The 7,129-nt window shown below is 26.6% G+C and carries 8 protein-coding genes; all 8 read left to right on the top strand.

Going from position 1 to position 7,129, the window contains the following annotated elements; genetic code table 11:
* The first annotated feature begins 21 nt into the window (after window positions 1-21).
* The 8 genes from ACYUE0_RS12050 (at window position 22) to ACYUE0_RS12085 (ending at window position 6,959) form a co-directional block, all read left to right on the top strand.
* Window positions 22-342, top strand: coding sequence for a PadR family transcriptional regulator (locus ACYUE0_RS12050; RefSeq protein WP_010294439.1), 321 nt, complete (start codon window positions 22-24; stop codon window positions 340-342).
* A complete protein-coding gene (locus ACYUE0_RS12055; protein ID WP_460270747.1) occupies window positions 335-943 on the top strand; it encodes a DUF1700 domain-containing protein in 609 nt (202 codons plus the stop codon). Before ACYUE0_RS12050 ends, ACYUE0_RS12055 begins: the two co-directional genes overlap by 8 nt.
* A complete protein-coding gene (locus tag ACYUE0_RS12060) occupies window positions 936-2,084 on the top strand; it encodes a DUF4097 family beta strand repeat-containing protein (protein ID WP_199868994.1) in 1,149 nt (382 codons plus the stop codon). Before ACYUE0_RS12055 ends, ACYUE0_RS12060 begins: the two co-directional genes overlap by 8 nt.
* A 125-nt stretch (window positions 2,085-2,209) precedes the next feature.
* Entirely contained in the window at window positions 2,210-2,947 is a 738-nt protein-coding gene (locus tag ACYUE0_RS12065) for an ABC transporter ATP-binding protein (RefSeq protein WP_061994197.1), read from the top strand.
* Between the two features lie 15 nt (window positions 2,948-2,962).
* Complete coding sequence (locus tag ACYUE0_RS12070) at window positions 2,963-3,784, top strand: ABC transporter permease (protein ID WP_460270748.1); 822 nt, start codon at window positions 2,963-2,965, stop codon at window positions 3,782-3,784.
* Window positions 3,785-3,796: 12 nt separating this feature from the next.
* Window positions 3,797-4,570, top strand: a complete 774-nt coding sequence (locus ACYUE0_RS12075) for an ABC transporter permease (protein ID WP_460270750.1) — start codon at window positions 3,797-3,799, stop codon at window positions 4,568-4,570.
* A gap of 14 nt (window positions 4,571-4,584) precedes the next feature.
* Window positions 4,585-5,919, top strand: a complete 1,335-nt coding sequence (locus ACYUE0_RS12080; RefSeq protein WP_460270751.1) for an erythromycin esterase family protein — start codon at window positions 4,585-4,587, stop codon at window positions 5,917-5,919.
* Window positions 5,920-6,077: 158 nt separating this feature from the next.
* Window positions 6,078-6,959 (top strand): M23 family metallopeptidase, encoded by an 882-nt coding sequence (locus ACYUE0_RS12085; protein ID WP_082761097.1) that lies wholly within the window; start codon window positions 6,078-6,080, stop codon window positions 6,957-6,959.
* The last annotated feature ends 170 nt before the right edge of the window (window positions 6,960-7,129 follow it).

Here is a 7,129-nt window from a genome sequence, read left to right on the forward strand (position 1 = left end):
ATAAAATAAGGAGGACAAAAAATGGCTTTTCAGTTAGGAGCTGCTTTATTAGATGCATGCGTATTAGCCATCCTAATGAAAGAAGATACGTATGGATATGTGCTAACTCAGCAAGTTAGAGAAATTATGAATATTTCTGAATCTACATTATATCCAGTGCTTAGGAGGTTACAAAAGGAAGGATGCTTAAAAACCTATGATCAACCTTTTCAAGGTAGAAATAGACGTTATTATAAAGTAACAGAAGAAGGCAAAATAAAATTTAAAGAGTATTTTAATGAGTGGAATGATTATAAAAGTAAAGTTGATAAAGTTTTAAAGGGAGGGATAATTGATGAATAGAGTAGAATTTATTAGTGAATTGAAGTCTAAACTAAAAAGATTACCTAAAGATGAAATTGAAGATGCTTTAAATTACTATAATGAATATTTTGATGAAGCTGGTATAGAGGATGAACAGGAAATTATAGAATCTTTAGGTTCTCCATGTGATATAGCATCACAAATATTAGCGGATTATTCACTTAAAGATATGTCTTTAAAGCCTAACTCTACTAAAAAAGGGATTTCAGCAGTTTGGTTTGCTATATTGGCAGTTTTTGCAGCACCAATAGCACTACCATTAACAATAGCAATCTTCTTAACTGTAGGAGCTATTGGAATTGCAATAATAGCTATTATTATTGCATTTTTATTAACTATGATAGCTATGGGCGGAGCCGGAATAGTTGCAGTTATTTCAGGAATTGTTGTGATTTTTAAAGATATACCAACAGCACTTATATTTATCGGTGGAGGAATTGTAGTAGTTGGAATTGATGCTTTAATTTTTCTACCTATAACATATTTAGCAAACAAAGGCTTCAGATTTATAGCTAATACAACAAATAAGATATTAAATAAGGCTAAAAAGAGAAGGGGGGTTAAAGGAAATTATGAATAAAAAAGTTAGAAAAAGAATAGCAATTATAGCTATTGGTATGATATGTGCAGGAAGCATAATGACTTATAGTGGATATTTATTAGGTGGTTCAAAAGATATAAGTTTAAATATAAAAGATGGTTTAGTCATAAATAATTCAAAGGAAAGATATAAAGAAACTATTTCGCTAGAGGAGTTTAATAGTATTGAAGTTGAATGTAACTCTAATATAGAATTTTTAAAGTCAGATAAATATGAATTAGAATTTGATGTTCCACAAAGTAGTGGAAAAATTTCTTATAGTGTAAAAGATAAAAAACTAATTATAAAACAAAGTGTGCAAAGCAAAAATAACTTTAATATAAATTTAGGGTTTGAAGAAAATAATCAAGATAAAAGTTACATTAAAATATATGCTCCAAAGGAAATGAAATCTAAAGAATTAAAAATAACATCTAGATTTGGAAATATAAATATTTGTCCAACTGAAAGTGATGTAGCAGATATAAACTCTTATTTTGGAAATATAACAGTAGATGGTTTAGAAGCCAGTAGTACTATTAATATGAACATGAATAATGGTAAGTTAAATGCCAGTAATATTAAAGCTCAAAATATTAATGTTTCTAATAAATACGGTGGAGTTAAACTTGAAAATGTTAATTGTAATGGGTTAGATGTAACTTTAAATAATGGTAAGTATATTGGAAATAATGTATCTACTAAGAATTATACTTTAAAAAATAGTTATGGTAACAATGACCTTTCTAATAATAAAAGTGAAGTGTTAAATATTGATATTAAAAATGGTGAACTAAAGATTGATAGCATGAATAGCGGAAATGCTAATATAGTTAATAATTATGGGAAAGTGTATGCAAATGCATTACAAACAAATGATTTAAAAATGAATTTAACTAATGGAAATGCAGAAATTAATGGTGAGTTTAAAGGTACATCAGAAATAAATTCAAAATATGGAAATGTGTTAATTAATACTTCTTTAAACAAAGAAGACTATGATTATGATATTAAAAGTGACTTTGGAAAAATTAAAATAAATGATAAACAATATGAAAAACAGGCCGAAAGAAATGAAGGCTCTAGTAATATTTTAAAGGTTAAGTTAAATAATGGAGATGTTAATTTAAGCTTTAAATAGTGTAATAAGCTCAGTAAAATACTGGGCTTATTTTCATGGAAAAATTAAAAACTTTATAAAACCTTTAAAAATTCCCTTTATAATTCTTATTGTTTACAAAAATAACAAAATTAGGGGGAGAGTTTATGTTAGAGAAAAAAATAGAAATAAAAGGTGTAAGTAAAAAAATAAAAAATAGAACTATATTAAGTGATATTTCCTTTGATATTTATAAAGGTGACATTTGTGGTTTTTTAGGGCCTAATGGTGCGGGAAAAACTACTTTAATTAGAATTATTACAAATTTAATTTCTCCAACAAAAGGGGAAGTAAAAATAAATGGCATAGATGTTGTTAAACAAAGAAAAAGTGCATTATTGAATCTTGGCGCAATAGTAGAAGAACCTGTATTTTTCCCATTTATGTCAGGAAGAAAAAATCTACAAAATTTAGCTATGCTGAACCCAGATATGTCAAAGGCTGAACAAAAAGAAAAAGTGGAAGAAGTTTTAAAAATAGTAGACCTTCAAAGTAGAGGTGATGATAAAGTTAAAACTTATTCTTTAGGAATGAAACAAAGGTTAGGAATTGCGCAAGCACTTTTAAATAATCCAGAAATAATTATTTTAGATGAACCGGCTAATGGATTAGATCCTATAGGTATGAGAGATTTAAGAAACCTTATATTTAAACTTCAAAGAGAAAAGAAAATAAGTTTTTTAATATCCAGTCATCTTTTAGACGAATTACAACAAGTTTGTAATAGATTTATTGTAATAAATGAAGGAAACCTTATATGGGAGGGTAGTAAAAAAGAACTAGAGAGTGTTAGTGATAATGGCAGATTAGAAGATGCATTTATAAAATTGGTAAGCAAATATTAGGTGGTGGATATAATTATGAAAAATTTATTTATTAGTGAATGGCAAAAGTTGTGGAGAAGAAAGGTTACATGGATTTTATTTATAACTACAGTATTAAATTTAATATATTTTATTAAATCTTCTATTAAAAATAATATTGGTATTAAACCAGACAATATTAAATATATTTCAGCATTAAACTTTCCAAGTAGCTTACTTAAAAATCAAATAGTAAGTATTTTTGATATTATGGTAATTATCTTTATTGTCATGGCTGTAACAAATGAATATAGAACTGGACAGTTAAGGATGGTAATGACAAGAAATATTTGTTTTGATGAAATTTTCAAAGCAAAATATCTAGTTATAGTAAGTACTATGTTTTTATTTTTAACTGTAAATTTTCTTTTAAGTACTTTTTTAGGATATTTAGCTTTGCCACATGAAAATGTTAAGTTTCCATATTGTTTAAGAACTTTTATGATAAGTGAAAGTATTTCTTACAATATTAAATATTATATTGTTACATGTATAGTTTTAGCTGCTTTTATATCAGTTATTATGTGTATATCAGTAATATCTAAAACTGCTATAGAAGCGGTAACATTGAGTTTGATATTCATGTTTATATCAGTGATGTTACCAGAGTTGTCTTTAATTTTTACAAGTAAAGGATCAAGTATATATGAAATTTTAAACTTTTCTTGTCTAACAAGAATTCAATATTTAGGTATAGATCATTTGCTTTCAAAATCTCAAAAAGGAATTGGAATCATGATAACTTCTATTGCTTTTCACGGAATAGTATTTTATTTAATTGGACTGAGTTCATTTAATGACAGAGATTATTATATTTAAGGAGAAATTAAAATGAATAGATTAATAGCTTCAGAATTTCAGAGAATATGGAAAAATAGGCAAACTATATTATTGCTTGTATTTTGCATAGTTATTACAATTGTATCTTGTATATGGAGATATGCATATCCAGCTGGTTCATATGATGCAGTAAATTATAATGTAGAATTAAACAGACTTAATTTTGCGCCATTTATATTTTATGGAGTAAGATTAGAATTAATGTATATAATATTGCCTATTATGTATATAAACTCAATTAGTCATGAAATATATATGGGAGCTTTTAGAATATATGCAACAAGACCATATAAAAAACATGAATTTATAATAAGTAAGATAATAGCATTAGCTTTAGTAACTTTTATATTTGTATTTATAGTGTTTGCAATAAGTACAATTTTTGGATATTTATTTATGCCTAAAGTATCAAAAGTTAAGTTTTATAATATTCAATATGAATTTTCAATGATGCAGGCTTTTTTATATACTATAAAATTTTATATTATACAATTTGTTATATGTTTATGTGTTTTAGGCTTATCAGTAGTTATTGGTACTATAATAAGCAATTTTGTAATTTCAATTTTCGCTATTATTGCTTCAATAATAGCATTAGGATTTCACACTAAACTTTTTGAATTTATTAATTACACAACAACATATGGTTTCTATGCTTTAGGGAATAATGCACCTATAAGTTTTTATATTAGCTTAGGAATGTTTTTAACTATAAGTTTAGTTATAAGTACATTTTTATGGAGAAGAAAAGATTATCTTTGTTAAAGGGGGATACATCATTGAAAAAAATTATAGGTATATTAATTTGTGCATTTATGATTACAACACTAGGAACGGTATTAAATATTAAGTATGAAAAATATAAAGAAAACAAAGCTATACAAGCCTTGAAAAGTAAGAAAATAGAATTAAAGACTGTAAAATATAATAATGGTTTTGAAGATTTAATGCCTTTAAAAAATATATTAAAAGATAAAAAAATTGTTGCTATGGGAGAAGCAACTCATGGGACAAAAGAATTTTTCCAAATGAAGCATAGAATGTTTCAGTTTCTCGTTGAAGAGATGGATTATAATATTTTTGGTATAGAAGCATCTATGCCTGATTGTGTAAAAATAAATGATTATATTTTGTATGAAAAGGGAGATGCAAAAGAAGCTGTAGCGGCAATGAATTTTTGGACATGGAACACTAAAGAAGTGTTAGAAATGGTAGAGTGGATGAGAGAATATAATAAAGCTCATGAAAATAAAATTAAATTTTATGGTTTCGATATGCAATCAAGTAGTTTGGCAGCTACAAATGTTATAGATTATTTAAAAAATGTAGATCCAGATTATGAAGTCAAATTTCACTCTAAACTTGAGGAATTTAATGATAAAAAACTAGATTATGTTGTAGAGAAAAAACTGCCTATTAATGATATCAAAGAAATAATAAATAATTGTGATAAAAAAAAGGATGAATATATTAAAAAATCTTCAAAAGAAAAATATGAAATAAACAATCAAAATTTGAAAATCATATGTGAGTTTTATGATATTTTTGGTGAAAAAAGTAGTGATTTTGAAAAAGAAAATAAAAGAGATAAATATATGGCAGAAAATATAAAATGGATTTTAAATCATGAAAAGGAAAATAGCAAAATTATGATATGGGCCCATAATACACATGTAGCAAAGCAAATAGATAATTTTAGTAATTTAGATAAAGAATATGAGACAGGAAATATAAAAAGAATGGGCTCTAATTTATATGACATGTATAAAGATAAAATATATATTATTGGATTTGAATTTAATAAAGGAGATTTTAATGCTGTAGTATGCAATAAGGAAACTGGAAACCGTACAGTTGAAAAATGTACACTTCCATCATCTGAGAAAGGTTCAGGAGCATATATTTTTTCAAAAATTTCACCTGTGTTCTTTATAGATTTTCAATCTTGTAGTAAAGATAAATATCTATTAGACATATTATTAGCATCACAAATGTATCATGATATTGGTGCAAACTTTGTAAATGAAAAGGCTAGCTTAAAATCGCAAGTTTTAAGTGAGAGGTATGATGGATTGATATTTATAGACACTACTAGTAATGCTGAACCTAACTAGTTCTTAATAATGAAAATAAAATAGGCTAGGTATATATTAGATAAGATAGAAGTGACCTAGTAAATTTATTAACAAAGGGACTGCTTAATACAAGTTGTTAGGGAAATGTTATTTTCTCTTACATTGGTTATAAGAGAAAATAAAAAAAGGAGAGAAAAATGAAAAAAATAAATTTTATTAACATACTAAACTATATAATGTTTATTATTTTAATTGTTTTATGGGGAAGTGTTTTTTTAGTTCATGGAATTGTAGGTGTTATAGCTTGGGCACTAGCTAAATTAGTTTTTGCACCTATTGGTATCATATTACTATTTTTAAATTTACTAATTTTTATTAAATGTTTAATAAGAAAAAGAAAATATGGTGCATCTATAATTTCTATTATTTTATCAATTTTTATTGCATTTCCAATACTGATGTTAATAAATGTTTTGAAAGTTGAATATCCGGCTAATATTGATAAAGTAAATCCATCAATTACAGTGAAATGGCCATTAAAGGAAAAAACTATTGTTGGATGGGGTGGAGATACTGTAGAGGTAAATTTGCCTCACTCTATATGGGGGTCTGAAAGATGGGCGTATGATTTAGTTATGGAACCGGAAAGCATAGGTAGCAAAAATATTAGTGATTACGGAATATATGATAAAGAAGTTATTTCACCAGTTTCTGGAACGATTATAGCAGCATATGATAAAGAGGAAGATATACTGCCCAATACGGAAGAATTTTTATCTATGGAAGGTAATCATGTTTATATAAAAGTAGATAAAACAGGTACTTTTTTGTTATTGAATCATTTAAAAAAGGATAGTGTGCATGTAAAAGTAGGTGACAAGGTGGAGGAAGGACAATTTATTGGAAGAGTTGGAAACACAGGCTCAACATCTGAACCACATTTGCACATACAGCATCAACGTCAAGATCCGACTAAGAATATTTGTCTGATTTTTGCAGAGGGATTACCACTTTATTTTAAGGATATAGATGGGGAAAAAATGCCACAAAAGGACTCAATTATAACACCACAAAATTAAAGATTATTATAGTGGTATTTGATTATTGTTTTAACATGTTGAGGGCGTGATAATGCCCGAAACTAAAAACCGCCCGCTATGCGGGTGAGATTAAGTTCTTAAGAAAAGAGCATCATACTTTTGTTATAATAGTGATTGTTCAAGCCACTAAGATAACAGAAAGGAATGAT

This window comes from Clostridium sp. CTA-19 (assembly GCF_054767855.1).

Bases quoted from the DNA above. Each gene is read 5' to 3' on its own strand.
- ACYUE0_RS12050 (WP_010294439.1), top strand. From the start codon at position 22: ATGGCTTTTCAGTTAGGAGCTGCTTTATTAGATGCATGCGTATTAGCC.
- ACYUE0_RS12055 (WP_460270747.1), top strand. From the start codon at position 335: ATGAATAGAGTAGAATTTATTAGTGAATTGAAGTCTAAACTAAAAAGA.
- ACYUE0_RS12060 (WP_199868994.1), top strand. From the start codon at position 936: ATGAATAAAAAAGTTAGAAAAAGAATAGCAATTATAGCTATTGGTATG.
- ACYUE0_RS12065 (WP_061994197.1), top strand. From the start codon at position 2,210: ATGTTAGAGAAAAAAATAGAAATAAAAGGTGTAAGTAAAAAAATAAAA.
- ACYUE0_RS12070 (WP_460270748.1), top strand. From the start codon at position 2,963: ATGAAAAATTTATTTATTAGTGAATGGCAAAAGTTGTGGAGAAGAAAG.
- ACYUE0_RS12075 (WP_460270750.1), top strand. From the start codon at position 3,797: ATGAATAGATTAATAGCTTCAGAATTTCAGAGAATATGGAAAAATAGG.
- ACYUE0_RS12085 (WP_082761097.1), top strand. From the start codon at position 6,078: ATGAAAAAAATAAATTTTATTAACATACTAAACTATATAATGTTTATT.